The organism is Actinacidiphila sp. bgisy145 (assembly GCF_057708125.1).
In genome coordinates this window covers 14717-33429 of record NZ_JBYIRL010000019.1, presented here as the reverse complement: position 1 = coordinate 33429, position 18713 = coordinate 14717, and the positions used below count along the sequence as shown (strand labels likewise).

Sequence of the window (18713 nt, the reverse complement as noted above, 5' to 3'; positions counted from 1 at the left end):
GCCGCCCCCGCCGCAGGCGCGAACCGCCCGCACCCGACCAGGAAGCGAGACCCGATGACCTCCGCAGTGGACAGCGGCGTGTGGATGCGCCGCTACCGGCCCGCTCCCGACGCGCGCGTCCGGCTGCTGTGCCTGCCGCACGCCGGCGGCGCGGCCGGCTACTACACGCCCGTGGCCGCTGCCCTCACCCCCGCCGTCGACGTGCTGGCCGCCCAGTACCCGGGCCGCCAGGACCGCCGGCACGAGCAACCCGTCACCGACCTGCGGGAGTTGGCGGACCGGGTCGCCGAGGCGGTCACGGACGGGGACGACCGCCCCCTCGCGCTGTTCGGCCACAGCATGGGCGCGCTGGTCGGCTATGAGGTCGCGCTGCGGCTGGAGGCCGCCGGGCGCGGCCCGGTGCGCCTGTTCGTGTCGGGACGGCGGGCCCCGTCGGCGTTTCGGCCCAGCGAGGACCTGCACAAAGCCGCCGACGCCGAACTCCTGGAGAGCGTCCGGCGGTTGAGCGGCACCGACGACCGGGTCCTCGAGGACGAGGAGCTGGTGCGGCTGGTGCTGCCCGCGATCCGCGCGGACTACCAGGCCGTGGAGACGTACGAGCCGCGCCCCGGCGACCGGTTGGGCTGCCCGGTCACGGTGCTGACCGGCGACGCGGACACCATGACGACCGTGGCGGAGGCGCGGGCGTGGTCGCAGCACACCGACGGCCCCAGCGACCTGCACGTCTTCCCCGGCGGCCACTTCTACCTCAACGACCGGGTGCCGGAGGTGACCGACGTGCTCCGGCGCCACCTGGCGCGCTGACCCGGGCACACGACCGGGCCGGGCCCCTCCCGGCGGAGGGCGCCCGGCCCGGTCGTGCCGTGCAGCCCGCGGATCAGGGGGCGGCGGGCGCGGGGCGGTAGGAGGCGGTGTAGCGGTCCAGCATCCGCGCGAGGTAGGCGGGGCCGCCGGCCGGTGCCAGGGCGCCCACGTGCCGCCGCAGCCGGTCGACCGAGACGACGGCCCGCCCGCCCCGGCCCGCTGCGTCCACCACGTCCCAGCGGGCCTGCCGGTCCAACCGCGCCTCGACGCCGCGCACGATGTCCTCGACGGCGTAGGGGGTGCCCGCGGCCACGTTGAACACCTCGTTGCGTACCCCCGCGGCCAGCAGCGCGTCCAGGCAGGCGGTGACGTCGGCGACGTCGACCAGGTCGCGGTACGCGCCGGCGAAGACCCGCACGTGCCCGGCGGTGATCTGCTCGACCAGCCCGGGCAGCAGCTGGTGCGGGCGCTGGTGGGCGCCCACCACGTGGCTGAGCCGCAGCACCAGCCAGGAGGCGCCCGACCCGGCCAGCTCCTCCTCCAGGTGGAGCTTGTGCCGCCCGTACGGGATGCCCGGTGCGGCCGCGTCCTCGCCGGCCGGGGTGTCGCAGGTGCCGTACAGGGCGCTGGAGGCGGTGGAGAAGAACACCACGGTCCGGCCCTCGGCGCGGCAGCGGCGGGCGGTGGCCCGTACGAGGTCGGCCTCGCGCCGGAAGGCGTCGGGCGAGCCGACCGCGGTGCTCGACACCCCCGCGGCCAGTACGGTCACCTCGCCGTGGGAGGCCGGCAACGCGGACAGATGGCGGGCCAGGAACCCTCGTCCGACGATCTCCACCGTGCTCACCGGCCCTTCTCGTTCGCCGCTGCCAGGGGGCGGGCCGCACCGGTGCAGTCCGCTGCCGGCGGCGCGGCCCCGGTCGCGTTCCGGGCCGGGTCCTCGTCGCCGGTGCGGGCGTTCTGGGCGCGCTGGGCGTTCTCGGCACCGGCGGCCGCCGCCTCGCGGACGTCCGCGAGCAGCCGGGCCAGTTCGACCGCCCAGCGCGCGCCCTGCCGGGCGTTCTCGGCGCCTTCCGGGCGGCCGAGCGCCGCCGCGGCGAACGCCCGCACCGCCGCCGCGACCTGGTCCTCCGCGGGCAGCTCGATGAGCTGCTCGTCCTGGCCGGTGCGCAGCTGGAGGACCGGTACGTGGCCGGCGGGCGGGGTGAACGCGCGCTCCAGGCGGATACGGCCGTGGCTGCCCCACAGTTCGTACGAGGACTCGTAGGCGTGCCGCATCCCGAACGACAGCAGCGCGGTGACCGGGGCGCCCGGCGCCGACGGCGGAGTGCGCAGCAGGACCGCGCCGGCGGTGTCGACCCCGGTGCGCGGGTCGGCGACGAGCGCGGCGCCCGTGACGCGCAGGTCCGTGCCGAGGAAGCGGCCGGCGGCGCGCAGCGGGTACACGCCCACGTCCGCGAGCGCGCCGCCGCCCAGGTCGGGCCGGTGCCGGATGTCGTCGGCGGGCAGTTCGGGAATGGTGAACGTGGCGCGCACATAGCGCAGTTCGCCGATCGCGCCGTCCGCCACCAGTGCGGCGGCCCGGGCGTGGGCGCCGTGGTGGACGAACAGCACGTTCTCCACCAGCACCAGGCCGCGGGCCGCGGCGAGCGCGGTCAGCCGCGCGGCCTCGGCCGGGTCGCCGGTCAGCGGCTTCTCCACCAGGACGTGCTTGCCCGCCAGCAGCGCCCGCTCCGCCCAAAGGGCGTGCAGGGCGCACGGCGTGGGGATGTACACCGCGTCCACGTCGTCCCGGGCCAGCAGCGCGTCGTAGCCGGTGACGGCCGCGCACCCGTACTGCGCGGCGAGTTCGTCCGCGCGGCCCGGGGCGCGGCCGGCGATGGCGGTGACCCGGGTGTCCGGCGCGGCGGCGAACGCCGGCAGCATCCGGCGGCGCGCGATGTCCGCCGCGCCGAGCACGCCGACCCGCAGCGGGGCCGCCGTCACCGGGTTCCCGCCGCGGAGCGCAGGCACGCCAGCAGGGTGCGCGCCTGCACGTTGACGGTGAGCCCGGCGCCCGTCAGCCGCTCCAACTGCCGCACGCTCAGCCAGGTGTACTCCGGCGGCAGGGGCTCGGCGGCCAGCGCGTCGTCGGCGTCGACCAGCAGGTAGTGGCTGACCGCGTTGCGGAAGCGGCCGCCCTCCTCGGAGTGCCGGGCACTGTAGCGGATCTGCTCGGGCTGGGCGGACAGCACCTGGTCGAGGTAGCGGGGCCGCTTGTCCACCGGGTGGTTCTCCGGCACGCACTGCACGGTCGGCGCCACCTCCACCACCGACAGCAGGCCGCCTTCCATCCGGGCGTGCGCCAGGACGTGCGGCAGCCCGTCGAAGTCGCGGACGAGGAAGGCGACGACACCCTCGCCGTGCGGCTGGATCAGCGGCTGCGTCCAGCTGGGCACCTCGCGGCTGGCGGCCTCCACGGCGACCGCGACGACGTCGAAGAACCGCCCGTCGCCGCGGCTGACCTCGCGCGCGGTGCGCTGCCAGCCGGGCAGTCCCGCGAGCGGGACCGGGGTGATCGTCCAGTCGTGGGTCGAGCGGTGCTCGGTGAGCCAGCTGAGCACCTCGGTGTCCGGGTGCAGCGCCAGCCGGCTGCCCGGCCCCTCGGCGACGGCGGGCAGGCTGGACAGCACCGTGCGCGAGTCCATGTTCACCACGTTGTCCAGCTGGAGGAACTGGTGCAGCTGGCCCAAAGTGAACCAGCAGAAGTCCGGGTGCGGCGGTACCTCGTCGCGGGTCTCGACGATCATGTTGCGGTTGTGCTTGCGGTAGAACCACGAGCCGTGCTCGGACTGGAGCACGTCGGCGAGCACCCGGCCGCGGCGCGGCCCGGCGAAGTACTCGACGTAGCGCACGGGCGAACCGCGGTGCGCGCGCGTGTAGTTGCTGCGGGTCGCCTGCACCGTGGGGGACAGTTGCAGCAGGTTCGGATTTCCCGGCTCCATCTTCGCCTGCATCAGGAAGTGCAGCACCCCGTCGAATTCCTTGGCCAGGATTCCGAGAATGCCGACCTCGGGCTGCCGGATGATCGGCTGGTGCCATTCCGGGAAGAGCCCGGCCGAGGTGGTGACCCGCAGCCCCTCCACGGTGAAGAACTTCCCCGACTGGTGCACCAGATTCCCGGTGCGGTTCAGGAAATACCAGCCCTTCAGGTCGGCGAAGTCGATGCGCTCCACCGCGAAGGAGTGTTCGCGCCCGCGGCCGGCCAGCCAAGCGGCGAAGTCCGCCGTGGCCAACTGGGCGCCCTGGTCGGTCAGTCGCGCCGAGCCGGCCAGAAGATCCGTGGTGCGCCGGTCCCAACGCGGCCCCGGCTGCTGCCGGCCGGCGTTCGCCACCCGGCCCGCCGCCGCGGACTTCATCGTCGCTGCAGGTATCGTCACTTTCGACAGCGTACGGATACCGGCCCCCCCTATCGTCCCCCTAGGCGCCCCTGACGGAAAGCGGACGACCGTGATTTCGGCGGCGCTGTCCCGGCCCTGCCGCCGGACAATCTTCTGCACCGGTGCGGGCCTTGCTAGTTTGCCGTACGGAATCGACTCGGCCTGGCCGGGTCCGGCTGCAACGGCAGGAAAGCGAATTGTCGAACGAAACGCAGAGAACGCAGGCAAGGCCGCCCGGCGCCGCGCCCGAGGCGGAGCCCGACGCCGTGGGCGTCCTCACCGCGGCGGCACGGCTGACGGTGCCCCGGGACCGGTGGGCGGCACTCGAGGCGCGCCGCGGACGGCTCCTCGGCTGCGGTCAGGCGCTGGACGCGGTCGACCTGGGCCGGCAGCAACTGCCCCCGGCCTTCCGGCTGGAATGGGAGTGAGCGCGATGACCCGGACACCGACCGCCGACGGCACCGAACAGGCCGTCCCCGTCCATGAGTTGACCGCCGTGGAGACCGCGGCACGGATCGCCGACGGCCGGCTCGGCCCGGTCGAGCTGGTCGAGGCGCTGCTCGCCCGGATACGCACCGTCGATCCGGCGGTCGGCGCGTACACCGCCGTCCTGGCGGACACCGTCCGCGCCGAGGCCGAGCAGGCCGCCAAGCGCATCGCGCAGGACGGCCCGCGCGGGCCCCTGGACGGGGTGCCCGTCTCGGTGAAGGACCTCTTCGACGTCGCCGGCACCCCGACCTGGGCCGGTTCGGCCGCACTGCGCGCCGCCGGCGGCACCCCCGCCGCCGCGGACGCCGCCGTCGTCGCGCGGCTACGGGCGGCCGGCGCGCTGATCGTCGGCAAGACACGGATGGACGAGTTCGCCTTCGGCACGGTCACCCCCGGCACCCGCAACCCGCGGTGCCCCGACCGCTCCGCCGGCGGCTCCAGCGGCGGCGCCGCCGCGGCCGTCGCGGCGGGCCTGGGACCCCTGGCCCTGGGTACGGACACCGGCGGCTCGGTACGCATCCCGGCCGCCATGTGCGGGGTCGTCGGCCTCAAGCCGACCTACGGGGTGCTGCCGGCCGACGGGGTCGCACCGCTGTCCTGGTCGCTGGACACCCCCGGAGTGCTGGCCCGCACCGTCGACGACGCGGCCCTCGCCTTCGCCGCGCTCACCGGCGCCGCCGCCCCCGCTGCCGCGGCCGCGCCGCCCGTCAGCGCCGCCGGGCTCACCCTCGCCGTGCCCGACGACGCGCTCTTCGCGCGCTGCGCCCCGGAAGTGGCCGAACGCGTCGCGGCCGCCGTGGAGTTGCTGGCCGCCGACGGCGCGCGGATCGAGCGGGTGAGCCTGCCGCTGGTCGACCTGGTCTCCCCGGCGGTCTCGCTGATCATGGCAGCGGAGGCGAGCGCCCACCACCGCCGTACGCTCCAGGACGGCGCCGAACTGCACCCCACCACGCGCGACCGGCTGGAGGAAGGCGCGCTGGTGCCCGCCCGCGACTACATCGACGCGCTGCGGTTCCGGCAACTGCTGCACCAGCGCTGGCGGGAGGCGTTCACCGGCGTCGACGCGTTCGTGCTGCCCACCGTGGCCATCACCCCCGTCCCGCACGGGGAGTTCTTCCTCCCGCAGCCCGACGGGGGAATGGACGTCGTCCCGGTCGCGAGCACCCGCTTCGCCCACCCCGCGAGCCTGGCCGGCCTGCCCGCACTGTCCGTGCCCTGCGGCGCGCCCGCCGACGGCCCGCCGGTGGGCCTCCAGTTCATGGGCCGCCCGCACGGCGAGCAGACGGTACTGCGGCTCGGGCGGCGGTACGAGGCGCTGAGCGGCGGGCCCTGGCCGACCACCGACCCGGTCGCGGACTGAGCCGCGGCCCGCACACCGCGGCGGGGCGGACCGGTCCGAAGGGACCCGCCCGCCCCGCCGCGGTGTACGGCTCAGGCACTCTGGTCGGCGAACGCCGCCAGCGCCTCCACGCTCCGGTGCTCGAAGACGTCCTGCAACCGCAGTGTCAACCCCTCCGCACGGGCGGCGGCGATCAGCCGGATCGCGCCCATACTGTCCGCGCCCCGCCGGAACAGGTCGTCCTCCGGGCCGATGCCGTCCAGGCCGAGCAGGTCCGCACACAGCCGGCACAGCAGCTCCTCGGTCGGCGTCGCGGCCGCCCGCCCCCCGCCGGAAGCGCCGAACTCGGGCGCCGGCAGGGCCGTCCGGTCCAACTTGCCGTTGGGCGACAGCGGCAGCGCCGCCAGCACCACCACCGCCGACGGCACCATGTACGGCGCCAGCAACTCCCCGGCGTACGCCAGGAGTTGCGCCGGCACGCACCCCTCGCCCACCACGTAGGCGACCAGGTGCGGCGCGCCCGGGGTGTCCTCGCGCAGCAGCACCGCGCACTGCGCCACGCTGCCGTGCGTGCGCAGCACCTGCTCGACCTCGCCCAACTCCAGCCGCTGGCCGCGCAGTTTGACCTGGTCGTCCGCGCGCCCCACGAACTCCGGCACACCGTCCGCGGTAAGCCGCACCAGGTCGCCGGTGCGGTACATGCGCCCGCCGTCCGGCTGCCACGGGTCGGCCAGGAAGCGCTCACCGGTCAGGTCCGGGCGGCCCAGGTAGCCGCGGGCCACGCCCGCCCCCGCGAGGTACAGCTCGCCGGTCTGCCCGGGCGGGCACGGCAGGCCCCGCCCGTCCAGCACGTACGCCCGGGTGTTGGCGACCGGCCGCCCGATCGTGGGCGCCTCATAGGCCGACAGCCGCGCCATGAACGCGTCGACGGTGCACTCGCTCGGCCCGTACAGATTGAGCGCCAGCAGGTGCGGCAGCGCCCGCAGCCGCGCCCACTGCGCGGCCCCCACGGCCTCGCCGCCCAGCGCCAGCACCCCGAGCCGGTGGCCGCCGGACGCCGCGAACAGGCCGCTGCCATCGAGCTGTTCGGCGAACGTCGGGGTGGTCTCGATGACGTCGACGCGCCGCTCGGCGACGTAGGACACCAGCAGCGCCGGGTCCCGCCGGGTGAGGTCGTCGACCAGGTGCAGTTCGTGGCCCGCGAACAGCCACAGCACCGGGTCCCACGCCGCGTCGAAGGACATCGCCGCGCTGTGCGCCACCCGCAGTCGCCCCCGCCCGACATGCTCGGTGGCGGGCCCGAAGAACACCTCGCGGTGCGAGGCCACCAGGTTCGTCAAGGAGCGGTGCTCCACGACCACGCCCTTGGGACGGCCGGTCGAGCCCGAGGTGAACAGCACATACGCCGCGTCGCCCGGCAGCAGCGGTCGGGTCCGGTCCGCGTCCCCGACCGGCGCGGCGGACAGCGCCGACGTCTCCGCCGCCGTCGCCGGGTCGTCCAGGCACAGCGCGGGCAGCGCGGGCACGTCCCCGGCGAGGCTCTCGGCCAGCGCGCTGGTGGTGAGCAGCAGGCGGGGACGCGCGTCAGCGAGCATGCCCGCGATGCGCCGCGCCGGATAACCGCTGTCCACCGGCACATACGTCGCGCCCGCGGTGAGCACCGCGAGCAGCGCGACGACCGCGTCCGCGGTGCGCGGCAGCAGCACCGCGACCAGGTCCTCGGCGCCGACCCCGCGGGCCAGCAGCAGCCGGGCCAACTGCTGGACATGGGCGTGCAGTTCGGCGTAGCCGTACGTCGCGTCCGGGGCGACCAGCGCGGTCGCCCGCGGGTGCGCGGCGGCCGCCGCGCCGAACAGGTCCGGTAGCAGGGTGTCGGGCACCGGGCGGACCGGGCCGATGAGCACATGGCCGGCGGCTGCCGGCTGCGGCGGGGCCGACGGGGCTGCCGCCCCCGGGGCGCTTGGCCGGGTTGACGGGTGCGGCGGGCTTGAGGGGTGCGGGGCGGTCACCGCGGCTCCCTCGCGGTCGGCGGCGCTCACCGCAGCAGGTCGGAGACGGCGGCGGCCACCTCCGGGCTCGCCAGCAGGTCGACGTGCGCGACCTCGGGGAACGGGATCTCCTTCGCGACCAGCCGCCCCGCCTCGCTGCTGCCCGACGACGTCACCGCGGTCGCCTTCGACCAGCTGCCGACCAGCGCCTCGGGCTCCTCCGCCGCGATCTGGCTGGAGCCGCACAGGAACGACACGTACGTCGTGAAGCCGCCCATGAACTCCGCCGTGCGCTCGTCGTCCAGACCCGAGCGGCGGCACGCGGGCTCGCCGTACTCCCGGAACAGCCGGCTCAGTTCGGTGCCCAGCGCGGTCAGGTCGTCGGCCCGCTCGCGCGCCTGCTCGCCGCGCTGCCGCGCCGCGTCCTTCTCCGCCGCCGTCAGCTCCGGCAGGAAGCGCTCCATGATCTGCTGGTACTGCCAGTACAGGAAGAACTCCTGCGGGATGTCCGGGTCGAAGAACACCGCGTCCGGCGTCCGTTCCTGCACGGCGCCGAGCCGGTGCGCGAGCACCGCCGCGTACGGGCTGGCGGCACAGAAGCCCAGCACCGCGCGGACCGGCCGCCCGCCCACCCCGGCCAGCCACCGGTCGATCCACTGCCCGCCGGTCAGTGTCGTGCCGGCGGCCAGCGGCGGCGGGAGCGTCTCCCACAGCGGGTACGGGATCGCCAGCCGCTCGGCGAGATCCGGGAAGCCGGCCTCCCGCCGCCCCGTACCCGGAAAGTCGACGGCGAGCACGACCCCGTCCGCCTCCCGGCCCGCCTCCCCGGCCGACCGGACTGCCCAGGCTTCGCTCTCGCTCATGACGCCCTGCCTCCACCAAGAGTCCCCGCAACGCTCCCTCAACGGCGTTCGATCGCCGACCCTAGGTGCCTCACCTGCCCGAACAAACCCCAACGTCCCCCCTACTCGCCCCTGTCACCGCGCGCGGTCGGCTCGGCGAGCGGGTGAGCGGGGGCGGGGGTGAGCTGGGGCGGGGCGGGGCGGGCGCGCGCTTCACGGCTGGCGGCTCAGGGCTCACCGCTCAGGGCTCACCGCTCAGGGCTCACGGCGCGGTGCTCACGGCTTGGCGCTTACGGCTCAGGCCTCAGGGCTCGGCGAAGTGCTCTGTGCCGCTGCCCGGGAGCGGGTGGCCGCCGAGATGGCGAGCAGTTCGAGTCGCTCCTCGGACGCGGTGCCGGGTTCGGCGGTGTAGATGACCAGGTCGTGCACGGCCCGGTCCGACAGGTGCAGGTCGAGGGACTGGAAGGCCAGTTCCAGGTGGCCGACCTCCGGGTGCCGGAGCTGTTTGACGCCGTCGTGGCGCATCAGGACGTCGTGCGCGGCCCACTGGCCGCGGAACTCGGGGCTGAGGGTGGACAGTTCACCGACGAGTTCGTGCAGCGCCCGGTCGCGGGGCTCGCGCCCGACCTCGGCCCGCAGCAGCGCGGCGGTGGCGACGCAGGCGGCGTCCCAGTCGACGAAGAAGTCGCCGGCGCCGGGGTCGAGGAAGGTGTAGCGCGCGATGTTCGGGCGACGGCGCCGGTCGACGGTGGCGCTGTCGAACATCGGAGCGAAAAGAGCCCGGGCGAGCGGGTTGGCGGCCGCGATGTCCGTACGGCCGTTGCGTACGAACGCCGAGGACATCGTCATGGAGTCCAGCAGCCACTGGACCCGGGGCGGAACCTCCACGTCCCTGCGGCGCGTCGGCGTGCGGCCGACCTGCCGCGACGAGCGGGCCAGGTCGAACAGGTAGGTGCGTTCGTCGTCGTCCAGGCGCAGGGCGCGGGCGACCGCGTCGAGGACCGCTTCGGACACGCCGCCGATGTGCCCCTTCTCCAGCCGCGTGTACCACTCCGTGCTCACGCCGGCGAGGACGGCGACCTCCTCGCGCCGCAGCCCGGCGACCCGGCGGCGGGCGCTGGTCGGCAGACCGGCCTGCTCCGGGGTGATCCTGGCGCGCCGGCTGGTGAGGAAGTCCCGGATCTCGCCGCGGCTTCCGGGCTCGTGGTCCATGCCCTTCAGGGTATCCGCTGGTCACGGCGGGAGGGGGGCTGAGCTTGTACCCCCCATAAACACGACCTTCACCCGCGGCGGCGAGCGGGGTCTCCTGGGATCGAAGGGTCCGGCACGGACCCGGGGCAACGGAGGTAGGACATGACGAGCAACACCCTGAGTGTGCCCGCGGTGGCGCTGGGCACATGGGCCTGGGGAGACAGCGGCGAGGCCGGCGACGGCTACTTCGGCAGCCGGTTGAGCGAGTCCGGACTGCGGGAGGTCGTCGACAAGGCCCTGTCGAACGGGTTCACCTTGTGGGACACCGCCGTCGCGTACGGCATGGGCCGCTCGGAGAAGGCTCTCGGTCAGGCTCTGGAAGGCTATGACCGTAGCTCGTACGCGCTGTCGACGAAGTTCACCCCGCAGCTCGCGGGTGACGGGGACGACCCGGTCGCGGACCTGCTGGAGCAGAGCCTCGACCGTATGGGCACGGACTACGTGGACCTGTACTGGATTCACAACGCCGCCGACGTCGCAAGGTGGACGCCGCCGCTGATCCCGCTGCTGGAGAGCGGCCGGATCAAGCACGTCGGCGTCTCGAACCACAACCTGGCGGAGATCGCCCTCGCCGACCGGATACTCGGCGAGGCGGGCTTCCGCGTGGAGGCGGTCCAGAACCACTTCAGCCTCCTGTACCGGGCGTCCGAGCGCGCGGGCATCCTCGACCACTGCCGCAAGCACGACGTGCCGTTCTTCTCCTACATGGTCCTGGAACAGGGCGCGCTGACCGGCCGCTACAACCCGGCCAACCCGCTGCCGGAGGGCAGCAGCCGCGCGGACGTCTACAACGGCGTCCTGCACCGGCTCCAGGCGCTGACCGACCGGATGGGGGCGCTCGGCGCCGAGCGCGGCGCGTCCGCCGCCGACATCGCCACGGCCTGGGCCATCGCCAAGGGGACCACCCCGATCATCGGCGTCACGAAGGCCGCCTACATCGACGGGCTGGTCCGCGCCCGCGCCATCGAGCTCACCGACGCGGAGATCGCCGAACTGGAAGCACTGGCGGACACCGCGGACGTCGACACCCGCGGCTGGTGGGAGCAGGAAATGTAATAACCCGCACCCCTCGGCGGAGCCGGCGACGGCCACGTCCGCGGGCAAGCGCCGGCGCCCCCGGCGTGACCCGTGCTGGTCGCGTCGGGGCGTCGGGCGAGACGTACGCCGTCGGCCGAATTCCCCGCGGAGAGGCTCCGGAAGTTCACCACTTCCGCGTCTTCGTCCATCTCGACGGCGAGCCCCACGGCCTGTGCACAGGGTTCATCCGCGGGCCCGATCTGACCTGGTCGCGGATCAAACCCTTCGGAAGCGGTCGAGGCCGGCGAGAGGATCACCGCCGAGGTGCGCATCGCGGAAACACGTCGGGGGCAGGTCGACGTCCCGCCGGGTGTCTCGGCCTGTAGGCCCTTCTTTCCGCTTCGGTGGCCGTTCGGATTTCCTGCCCTTGGGCAAGAACGACTCCAGCCGCACCCACTGCGTCGGATCTCCACATGCCACCCGGTGATCATCACAGACCGTGATCTACTTCTGGTCATCGAGTCGGTCACCAGAAAGCCAAGGTCATGACCAACCACTGCTGCGAAGCGATGAGCCGCCACGCGAACGTGGACTGTGATCAGCACGACGACCCCTTCGCATGCCCGGATGCACTGATCGAGTTCAGCGCCAGGTTCCAGGAGTACGGGCTCATCATTCACGACGGCGGCACGTCGAGCATCACCATCGACTTCTGTCCCTGGTGCGGACGACGCCTCCCCGAGTCACAGCGGGACCGATGGTTCGACGAACTGGAACGCCGCGGGATCGATCCGGGGGAGGACGAAGTACCCGCCGAATTCCAGGACGACCGCTGGCTTGCCGTCCTGCCTCGGGGCTGACGAGCCGACAGCCTGGCAAGGCACTTCCGATACACACCCTGGTTGTATTGACTCGCAGGGTTGTTGAGGCGACTGATCTCGTCGAGCGGGTCCTTCGGCTCGCCGGCGTCGGCCCCATTGGTGGGGCGGTGGGCGCGAGAAACGCCCATGGACCGTCAACCGTGCTTTGGGGTGGGACACCCGCCCCTCTGAGGGTGTGGGGATCTGGAGAGCAGACCGCGGCCGGGACGCTCTGGCGAACATCCCGGTCGCGGCGCGCGATCCTATTGATCATGTGGAAGGGGCGGCTCTGCCCGATCGTGGAGTGCGACTGCCGCTTCCTCCGGTGCTGAATCAGCCGGCTGCGCCGGGCGCTGACCGGCGTGCTGGTCAGGACTGCACGGTCGGCTTCAGGACGTTCTGGCACCACTGGCGGAAGTCGGTGGCAGTGGCGGAGGCCGGGTCGCGGGGTTCGGCGTCGTAGATGCCGTTGTTCTGCGCGCTGACCATGTCGGCCATGTCCTGGGCCAGCGAAGGGCTCGCGCCTCGCTGCACCATCCGGTCCTGGAAGTCCGCGAGCGGCACCTGCTGGTAGCTCACCGTGCGGCCCAGGGTTTCCGAGAGGGTCTCGGCCATGGCGTCTGGCGTCAGACGGTCCGGGCTGACCAGGGGAACGCGGGCCTGACCGCTCCAGGTCTTGTCCAGGAGAAGAGCTGCCGCCGCGGCGGCCACGTCGCGAGTGGCGACGGTCAGCAACGGCCAGTCCGCGGTGTTCGCCATGGAGAACACGCCCTGCTGGGCGATCGGCTGGGCCTGGCGCAGGAGGTTCTCCATGAAGAACGGCAGCGCCAGCGCCCGGTCCTGCACGCCGGTGTCCTTGATCAGCTCGTCCATGTCGAGCGCGGCCGACAACAGGCCGGCCTCACCGTCGTACCCGTGGCCAAGGGAGGTGACGTGCACCATCCGCACGCCCCGGCTCGCGGCTTCCTGGGCGGCGGCACGGGTGAAGTCCAGGTAGTAGCTCCTGGCGGGGCCGGCGTCTTGGAAGCCGGCCGGGGGCACGAGCCAGAACAGGTGGTCCGCGCCCTGGAGCGCCTTCGCGATCGTGTCCGCGTCGGCGTGTGAGCCCTCCACCACCTCCACCCGCGCGCGCACGTGCTCCGGGAGGCGGGAGGAATCGCGGGCGATCACCCGGACCGGCTCGCCGCTGTCCAGGACGCGGTCCAGGACCTGTCGGCCGATGTCGCCGGTGGGCGTAGTAATGACGATCATGTGTGCCTCCATGCGTGGCGGTCGACGGCGACCCCCAGGGGCGTGCCGGGGGTCGCTCTTGAGTGAACCCGGAGCAAAGGCACAGGTGAAGGACCGTCTTGGTCGCTATTGATACCCTGGTGGTATGAGTGACCTGGAGGTGCGGCAGCTCCGCTACTTCGTCGCGGTCGCGGAGGAGCTGCATTTCGGGCGCGCCGCCGACCGACTGGGTATGGCGCAGCCGCCGCTGTCCCGCACGATCCGGGACCTCGAACGACAGCTCGGCGTGACGCTGTTCGAGCGGACCACCCGGCAGGTGAGACTCACCGGTGCCGGAGAGGTCCTGCTGCGCGATGCCAGAACCGCTCTGGAGGCGGTCACCGCCGCCGCCCACCGGGCCCGGCACGCCGGCAGTACCGCGCCGCGGCTGCGGATCGCGCTCAAGGCCGACATCGACGGCGGTCTGCTGCCGCAGATCCTGGACACCTACGGCACCGACCCCGCCGCCCTGCCTCCCGAACTGGTCCTCGGCGGGTTCGGCGATCAACCCCAGGTACTGCGCGACGGCCTCGCCGATGTCGCGCTCGTGCTCCGCCCCATGGACGACCGCGGGCTGGACAGTGAGCCGCTGCTGACCGAGGCGGTCCTGGTCGCCATGGCCGCCACCGACCCGCTCGCCGCCCGTACCGAACTGTGCCTGGCCGACCTGGCCGGCCGAAACCTCCCCAGCGGCGCACCGGCCGACGCCGGGCGCACCACACCGCCTGCCCCTGGGGCGACGAGGTCGGCCTCGAATCTGTCGGAGATCTTCAGCCTCGTCGAGACGGGCAGCATAGTGTTCTTCGCACCCGCCTCGGTCGCCCGACGCAACCCGCGCCCCGGGGTCGCCTACCGGTCGGTCAGCGACCTGCCGGACTGCACACTGGCCGTCGCGTGGCCCCAGGACGCCCGCTCTCCGGCTGTCGCCGCCTTTGTCCGCGCCGCACGCTCGACAGCCACCCACCACACACATGCGGAGAGCACCCCGAGTCCTTCACCCGACCCACGGATGTTCCCGTTCCGATCGAAATCGGCCTGGCGTGAATAGGCATTCATGGTGCGAGGCTGGCCGGCGGATGACGCCGTTGCCGAGGGCGGAGAGCCGGGTGGGCCCGCCGGGCCCGTAAGGGTCGGGCCCCGCGCCTTCGGGCAGGCCCGCATGGAGGGCGAGCGCGTCCGGCGGATGAAGGCCCCGCCGAGCGCGGCGGCCCTGTGGCGGCGCCGGCCGCTGGGCTGCCGCGTCGACGCGGCGAGGGTCAGCCGAACCACAGCACGCGTTCAGGGGCCACACAGTTGTCCGGCGCCCGCCGCGGCCGACGGTGTGCCGGGCCCCGCGGGCGGATCGGCGGGGCCCGGCTCCGGAGGGCTCAGTCGCGGCCGGTCGACGGGCCGACCGGGATGTCCCCGCGCAGGGTGATCCGGTGCATGACCCGGTGGGCGTCGCCGTAGTCGCGGTTGGCGTAGTGGGACGTGGCGCGGTTGTCCCACAGGGCGACGTCACCCTGCCGCCACCGGTGGCGGACGACGTGTTCGGGCTTGGTCAGGTGGGCGTAGAGGATGTCGAGGATTCCGCGGCTCTCCTCCGCGGAGACACCGGCGATGTGCGAGGTGAAGCCGGGGTTCACGAACAGCCCTTTGCGCCCGCTTTCCGGGTGCACGCGCACCACCGGGTGCTCGACCGGCACGAGGTCGGTGAACGTCTCCCCCTCCCACAGGTTGCCGCGCCCCTTGCGGCGCTGCGCGAGGTAGTAGCCGAACTCGCGACTGCCGTCGTGCACCGCGGTGAGCGTGTCCACGTAGTCGCGCAGACCGGGGGAGAGAGAGTCGTAGGCGAGCTGGCTGTCCGCCCAGTTGGTGTCGCCGCCGTGCGGCGGCAGGACCAGCGCCCGCAGGATGGAGACCGCCGGCGGGCGCTGGACGAAGGTGACGTCGGTGTGCCAGACGTCGGCGAATCCGTTGTCCTGGCTGTCCAGGGCGTAGACCTCGGGCGCGACGTCTCCGGAGTCGTGGACGGGGTGCCCGGCGGTGACCTCGCCCAGCCGGCGGCCGAAGTCGATCTGCGTCGCGTCGTCGATGGTCTGGTCGTGCAGGAAGAGCACCTTGTGCTCGACGAGTGCCGCGCGGATCGCCCGCACCTGACCGTCGTCGAGCCGCCCGAGATCGATGTCGTGCACGATGGCGCCGAAGCGCGGGCCGAGCTTGGTGAGCCGCAGTCCCGGCCGCTCGTCGGATACCGCGCCGGCGGTGAGGAGTTGCTCGCTGCTGACGGTCATGAGTCCTTCCCTTCCTCGGGGCTTCGGGCTTGGGGCTTCGGGCGTGGGGCTTCGGGTGCGGGGCGTGCAACGTGGAACGGGGCGTGCGACGTGGAACTCGGGTCTCCGGGCGGGGCCTTCGAGTGCGGGAACACCGGACTCCCTCACGCCGCGGCGGCTTTGACGGCATGGGAGACCTGGGCGCGCAACTCACCGAAGTGCGCGGACTCCCGCAGCTCGTCGGCCCCGACCTCCCCCCGCGGCAGATCGATCGGCAGGTCGAGCGCCACGGTGCCCGGGCCCTTGGTGAGCACGACGATCCGGCTCCCGAGGAACACCGCCTCGTCGGCGGAGTGGGTGACGAAGACCGCCGTCCTGCCGGTCTGGTCGGTGACCTTGCGGATGTCCTCCTGGAGCCGTTCCCGGGTCAGCGCGTCCAGCGCCGCGAAGGGCTCGTCCAGCAGGAAAAGCGGGTGCTCGGCGGCCAGCGCCCGCGCGATGGCGACACGCTGCTGCTGGCCGCCGGAGATCTCCCACGTACGCCGCTGCTCGACGTCCTCCAGGCCGACGCGCTGGAGCAGTTCGGCCCGGCGCCGCGGCCACTGGTCGCGGCTGACACCGGCGTAGCGCAGCGCGAGGTCGATGTTGCCGCGCACGGTGCGCCAGGGGAACAGCCGGGGCTGCTGGAACACCATGCCCGCGGCCCGGCCGGGCCGCGGCGCGGCGCCGGAGACCTCGACCGTGCCGTGGGTCGGCTGCTCGAAGCCCGCGATGAGCCGCAGCAGCGTGCTCTTCCCGCAGCCGGACGCGCCGACCAGGACGAGGAACTCGCCCGCGGGAACGGTCAGATCGACCGGTCCGACGGCGGTGACCGCCTGGTCGCCGCGGCCGTACCGGTGGATGACGTCGCGCAGCCGCACGGAGCCGGGGCGCGCCGTGCCGTCGTCCTGCGGGCGGTGGTCCGCGCCGGCCGGGCGCGTCGCGGGGCCGGTGGGTTCCGCCGTGTCACCGGTGGGTTCCGCCGTGCCGCCGGGCTTAGTTGAAGGCACCGGGCAGTCCCTTCAGGTAGAGCGCCTTGGCGACGGTGTCGCGGGTCGGCGCGGCGTCGATCTGCTTCTGGTCCGCCAGGAACCGCGCGGTGCTGGTGATGTAGTCCGCGAGCTTGCCGGGCGCGCCCTCGGTGCCGAGCCACTCGGCGGAGGCGACCTGGCCGGGGGTGAGGAACACCCCTTGTGCGAGCTGCGCCTTGGCGTCCGCGAGGCTGATGTCCAGTTCGGCCGCGACGGACTTGGCGGAGCCTTCCGGGTCGGACTTGAGCAGCCGCAGGGCCTGCGCCTCGGTCCTGCGCCAGACGTCGATGGCGTGCGGGTCGCTGGCGATCAGTTCGTTCGTCACCACGGCGAGGTCGAGGGTCGGCTTGCCGCCGGCGGCGATCTGCGCGCTGCTGATCAGCTGGTTCCCGGTCTTGCGCAGGTCGTCGAGGGTGGGCAGCCAGACGTAGGCGGCGTCGATGTCGCCGCGCTGCCAGGCGGCGAGGATCGGCTGCGGCTGGAGGTCCACGAGCTTGACGTCCGAGGTGGTGAGCCCGGCCTGCGTCAGCGCCGCGAGCAGGCTGTAGTGCGAGGTGGAGGCGAAGGGCGTGGCGACCGTCCTGCCCTTCAGCCCGGCCACCGAGGTGATGCCGGTGCTCTTGCGCGCGATCAGGGCCTCGTTCTCGCCGGCGACGTCGAGTACGAAGGCGGCCTTGTACGGGATCGGCGAGGACCCCGACACCCCGCGGGCGAACGGGCTGGAGCCGAGGGCCGCGATGTCGAGGGACTTGCCGAGGAACGCCTGGTTGACCGTGGACCCCGAGTCGAACTTGATCCAGCTGATCTTGTAGTCCGGCAGCGCCTTCTCCAGCAGCTTCTGGTTCTTGATGACCAGGTCGCCGCTGGGGAAGGCGAAGTACCCCAGGCGCAGCCGTTTTGCGCCCGCGCCGCCGCTTCCGCTGCCGCCTCCGCAGGCGCTGACCGCCGCGGTGGTCGTTGCCGCCAGGGCGGCGGCCAGCACGGAGCGACGCGTGAGCCGGCCGCCGGCGGGGCGGGTGCCGGCACGGTTCGCTGAAGAAGTCATGGGAGCCGTTTCTGTGCGAAGGGACCGCGGGGGAACGGGGATCGGACGAAGGGGCGGGGACGGGTGCGGGGTGGGTCTAGCTACGGCCGCGCCAGGGCAGCGCCGTACGCTCCAGCCACAGCAGCAGACCGTCGATGACCAGGCCCGAGATGCCGATGACGAAGATGCCGACGATCACCACGGGAGTGTTGTTGTAGTTGGCGGCGTCCTTGACCATGCCGCCGATGCCGGGCAGCCCGTTCACCAACTCGGCCGCCACCAGCGACGAGTACGCGACGCCGACGGCCAGCCGGATACCGGTGAAGGTCTCCGGCAGCGCCGAGGGGATCACGATGTCCCGGACGACCTCCCACCGTGACGCGCCCATCGCCCGGGCCGCTTCGACGAGGCTGCCGGGGACCGCGGCCACCGCGGTCGTGGTGGAGACGGCCACCGGCGGGAACGCCGCCACCGCCAGCAGGGTGATCTTCGGCTGCTCGTTGATGCCCAACCACACGATGAGCAGCGAGAAGTACGCCAGCGGCGGCAGCGTCCGCAGGAAGGTGACCCACGGCTCGAAGAGCGCGCGTACCCACCCGACGCTCCCCATCAGCAGGCCGAACAGCACGCCGATCAGGATGCCGCTGCCCGCGCCGATGCCGATCCGCCGCAGGCTGATGGCCAGGTGGTCGATGAGCAGCGTGCCGTTGTAGCCGCGTACGCCGTCGTGCGTGGTGGACACGTCGATGAACGCGTCCCACACCTTGGCCGGTGAAGGGACCAGGATGTCGCTCCACCGTCCGCTGGCCGCGGCCACCTGCCACAGCACGAGGAACAACACGAGCGACAGCAGCGGCAGCCCGAGCCGTACGAGCAGCGCCCGGCCGGCCCGGGCGCCGCGGCGGCGGCGCAAGGGTGACGTGGACCGCGGGGGCCGGCTGGAGCCGGTTTCCGGAACAGGCGGTGCGGTGGGCATCGTCGGCCTCCAGGGGACCGGACAGGGCCAGGCCGCGGCGGCCGGTCCGCCGCGGAGGGGACCGGCCGGCAGTCACCGCGGCCGGGCAGGAAGGGGCGGTACGCGCCGCGAGGCGG

17 protein-coding genes are annotated in these 18713 nt (G+C 73.5%); 6 read left to right on the top strand and 11 right to left on the bottom strand.

The features are described 5' to 3' along the window. Nucleotides 1–54: 54 nt before the first annotated feature. Nucleotides 55–804 (top strand): thioesterase II family protein, encoded by a 750-nt coding sequence (locus tag AC3ERT_RS18660; protein ID WP_435175461.1) that lies wholly within the window; start codon nucleotides 55–57, stop codon nucleotides 802–804. Nucleotides 805–877: 73 nt separating this feature from the next. Here AC3ERT_RS18660 and AC3ERT_RS18655 read toward each other — a convergent pair whose 3' ends face one another. The 3 genes from AC3ERT_RS18655 to AC3ERT_RS18645 are packed head-to-tail and all read right to left on the bottom strand — an operon-like array spanning nucleotide 878 to nucleotide 4199. Further along, a complete protein-coding gene (locus AC3ERT_RS18655) occupies nucleotides 878–1648 on the bottom strand; it encodes an NAD-dependent epimerase/dehydratase family protein (RefSeq protein WP_435175459.1) in 771 nt (256 codons plus the stop codon). Then, nucleotides 1645–2814, bottom strand: coding sequence for a Gfo/Idh/MocA family protein (locus AC3ERT_RS18650; protein ID WP_435175457.1), 1170 nt, complete (start codon nucleotides 2812–2814; stop codon nucleotides 1645–1647). Before AC3ERT_RS18650 ends, AC3ERT_RS18655 begins: the two co-directional genes overlap by 4 nt. Then, nucleotides 2784–4199 carry an NDP-hexose 2,3-dehydratase family protein gene (locus tag AC3ERT_RS18645; RefSeq protein ID WP_435175560.1) on the bottom strand — a complete coding sequence of 472 codons (1416 nt, stop codon included), beginning with the start codon at nucleotides 4197–4199 and terminating at the stop codon, nucleotides 2784–2786. The genes AC3ERT_RS18650 and AC3ERT_RS18645 overlap by 31 nt, the downstream gene beginning before the upstream one ends. 218 nt (nucleotides 4200–4417) lie before the next feature. Here AC3ERT_RS18645 and AC3ERT_RS18640 point away from each other — a divergent pair, with 218 nt between their 5' ends. Beyond that, nucleotides 4418–4648 carry a hypothetical protein gene (locus AC3ERT_RS18640; RefSeq protein WP_435175455.1) on the top strand — a complete coding sequence of 77 codons (231 nt, stop codon included), beginning with the start codon at nucleotides 4418–4420 and terminating at the stop codon, nucleotides 4646–4648. Between the two features lie 5 nt (nucleotides 4649–4653). Further along, nucleotides 4654–6069: an amidase gene (locus AC3ERT_RS18635; protein WP_435175453.1), complete on the top strand. Its 1416-nt coding sequence runs from the start codon at nucleotides 4654–4656 to the stop codon at nucleotides 6067–6069. Nucleotides 6070–6140: 71 nt separating this feature from the next. Here AC3ERT_RS18635 and AC3ERT_RS18630 read toward each other — a convergent pair whose 3' ends face one another. The 3 genes from AC3ERT_RS18630 to AC3ERT_RS18620 all read right to left on the bottom strand — a co-directional run bounded on the left by AC3ERT_RS18630 (nucleotide 6141) and on the right by AC3ERT_RS18620 (nucleotide 10090). Continuing rightward, on the bottom strand, nucleotides 6141–7928 hold the full coding sequence (locus tag AC3ERT_RS18630; protein ID WP_435175451.1) for a non-ribosomal peptide synthetase: 1788 nt from the start codon (nucleotides 7926–7928) through the stop codon (nucleotides 6141–6143). A 155-nt stretch (nucleotides 7929–8083) separates the two neighbouring features. Next, nucleotides 8084–8899 (bottom strand): hypothetical protein, encoded by an 816-nt coding sequence (locus tag AC3ERT_RS18625; protein WP_335984259.1) that lies wholly within the window; start codon nucleotides 8897–8899, stop codon nucleotides 8084–8086. A gap of 276 nt (nucleotides 8900–9175) precedes the next feature. Continuing rightward, complete coding sequence (locus AC3ERT_RS18620) at nucleotides 9176–10090, bottom strand: helix-turn-helix transcriptional regulator (RefSeq protein ID WP_435135615.1); 915 nt, start codon at nucleotides 10088–10090, stop codon at nucleotides 9176–9178. A 141-nt stretch (nucleotides 10091–10231) separates the two neighbouring features. Here AC3ERT_RS18620 and AC3ERT_RS18615 point away from each other — a divergent pair, with 141 nt between their 5' ends. Beyond that, a complete protein-coding gene (locus AC3ERT_RS18615) occupies nucleotides 10232–11185 on the top strand; it encodes an aldo/keto reductase (protein WP_435175448.1) in 954 nt (317 codons plus the stop codon). 506 nt (nucleotides 11186–11691) lie between these two features. Beyond that, complete coding sequence (locus AC3ERT_RS18610) at nucleotides 11692–12006, top strand: DUF6980 family protein (protein ID WP_435175446.1); 315 nt, start codon at nucleotides 11692–11694, stop codon at nucleotides 12004–12006. Nucleotides 12007–12375: 369 nt separating this feature from the next. Here AC3ERT_RS18610 and AC3ERT_RS18605 read toward each other — a convergent pair whose 3' ends face one another. After that, the gene (locus tag AC3ERT_RS18605) at nucleotides 12376–13257 is read right to left on the bottom strand and encodes an NmrA family NAD(P)-binding protein (protein ID WP_435175444.1); all 882 of its coding nucleotides are present in this window, start codon (nucleotides 13255–13257) and stop codon (nucleotides 12376–12378) included. Between the two features lie 124 nt (nucleotides 13258–13381). Between AC3ERT_RS18605 and AC3ERT_RS18600 the strand changes: the two genes are divergently transcribed. Further along, nucleotides 13382–14323 (top strand): LysR family transcriptional regulator, encoded by a 942-nt coding sequence (locus tag AC3ERT_RS18600; protein ID WP_435175442.1) that lies wholly within the window; start codon nucleotides 13382–13384, stop codon nucleotides 14321–14323. A 319-nt stretch (nucleotides 14324–14642) separates the two neighbouring features. Here the strand turns inward: AC3ERT_RS18600 and AC3ERT_RS18595 are convergent, their stop codons facing one another. The 4 genes from AC3ERT_RS18595 to AC3ERT_RS18580 all read right to left on the bottom strand — a co-directional run bounded on the left by AC3ERT_RS18595 (nucleotide 14643) and on the right by AC3ERT_RS18580 (nucleotide 18597). Next, nucleotides 14643–15548, bottom strand: coding sequence for a TauD/TfdA dioxygenase family protein (locus AC3ERT_RS18595; RefSeq protein WP_435175440.1), 906 nt, complete (start codon nucleotides 15546–15548; stop codon nucleotides 14643–14645). Nucleotides 15549–15691: 143 nt separating this feature from the next. Further along, nucleotides 15692–16447 carry an ABC transporter ATP-binding protein gene (locus AC3ERT_RS18590; RefSeq protein ID WP_435175558.1) on the bottom strand — a complete coding sequence of 252 codons (756 nt, stop codon included), beginning with the start codon at nucleotides 16445–16447 and terminating at the stop codon, nucleotides 15692–15694. A 115-nt stretch (nucleotides 16448–16562) separates the two neighbouring features. Continuing rightward, entirely contained in the window at nucleotides 16563–17642 is a 1080-nt protein-coding gene (locus AC3ERT_RS18585; RefSeq protein WP_435175438.1) for a taurine ABC transporter substrate-binding protein, read from the bottom strand. A 76-nt stretch (nucleotides 17643–17718) separates the two neighbouring features. Then, nucleotides 17719–18597: an ABC transporter permease gene (locus AC3ERT_RS18580; RefSeq protein WP_435135629.1), complete on the bottom strand. Its 879-nt coding sequence runs from the start codon at nucleotides 18595–18597 to the stop codon at nucleotides 17719–17721. Between the last annotated feature and the right edge of the window lie 116 nt (nucleotides 18598–18713).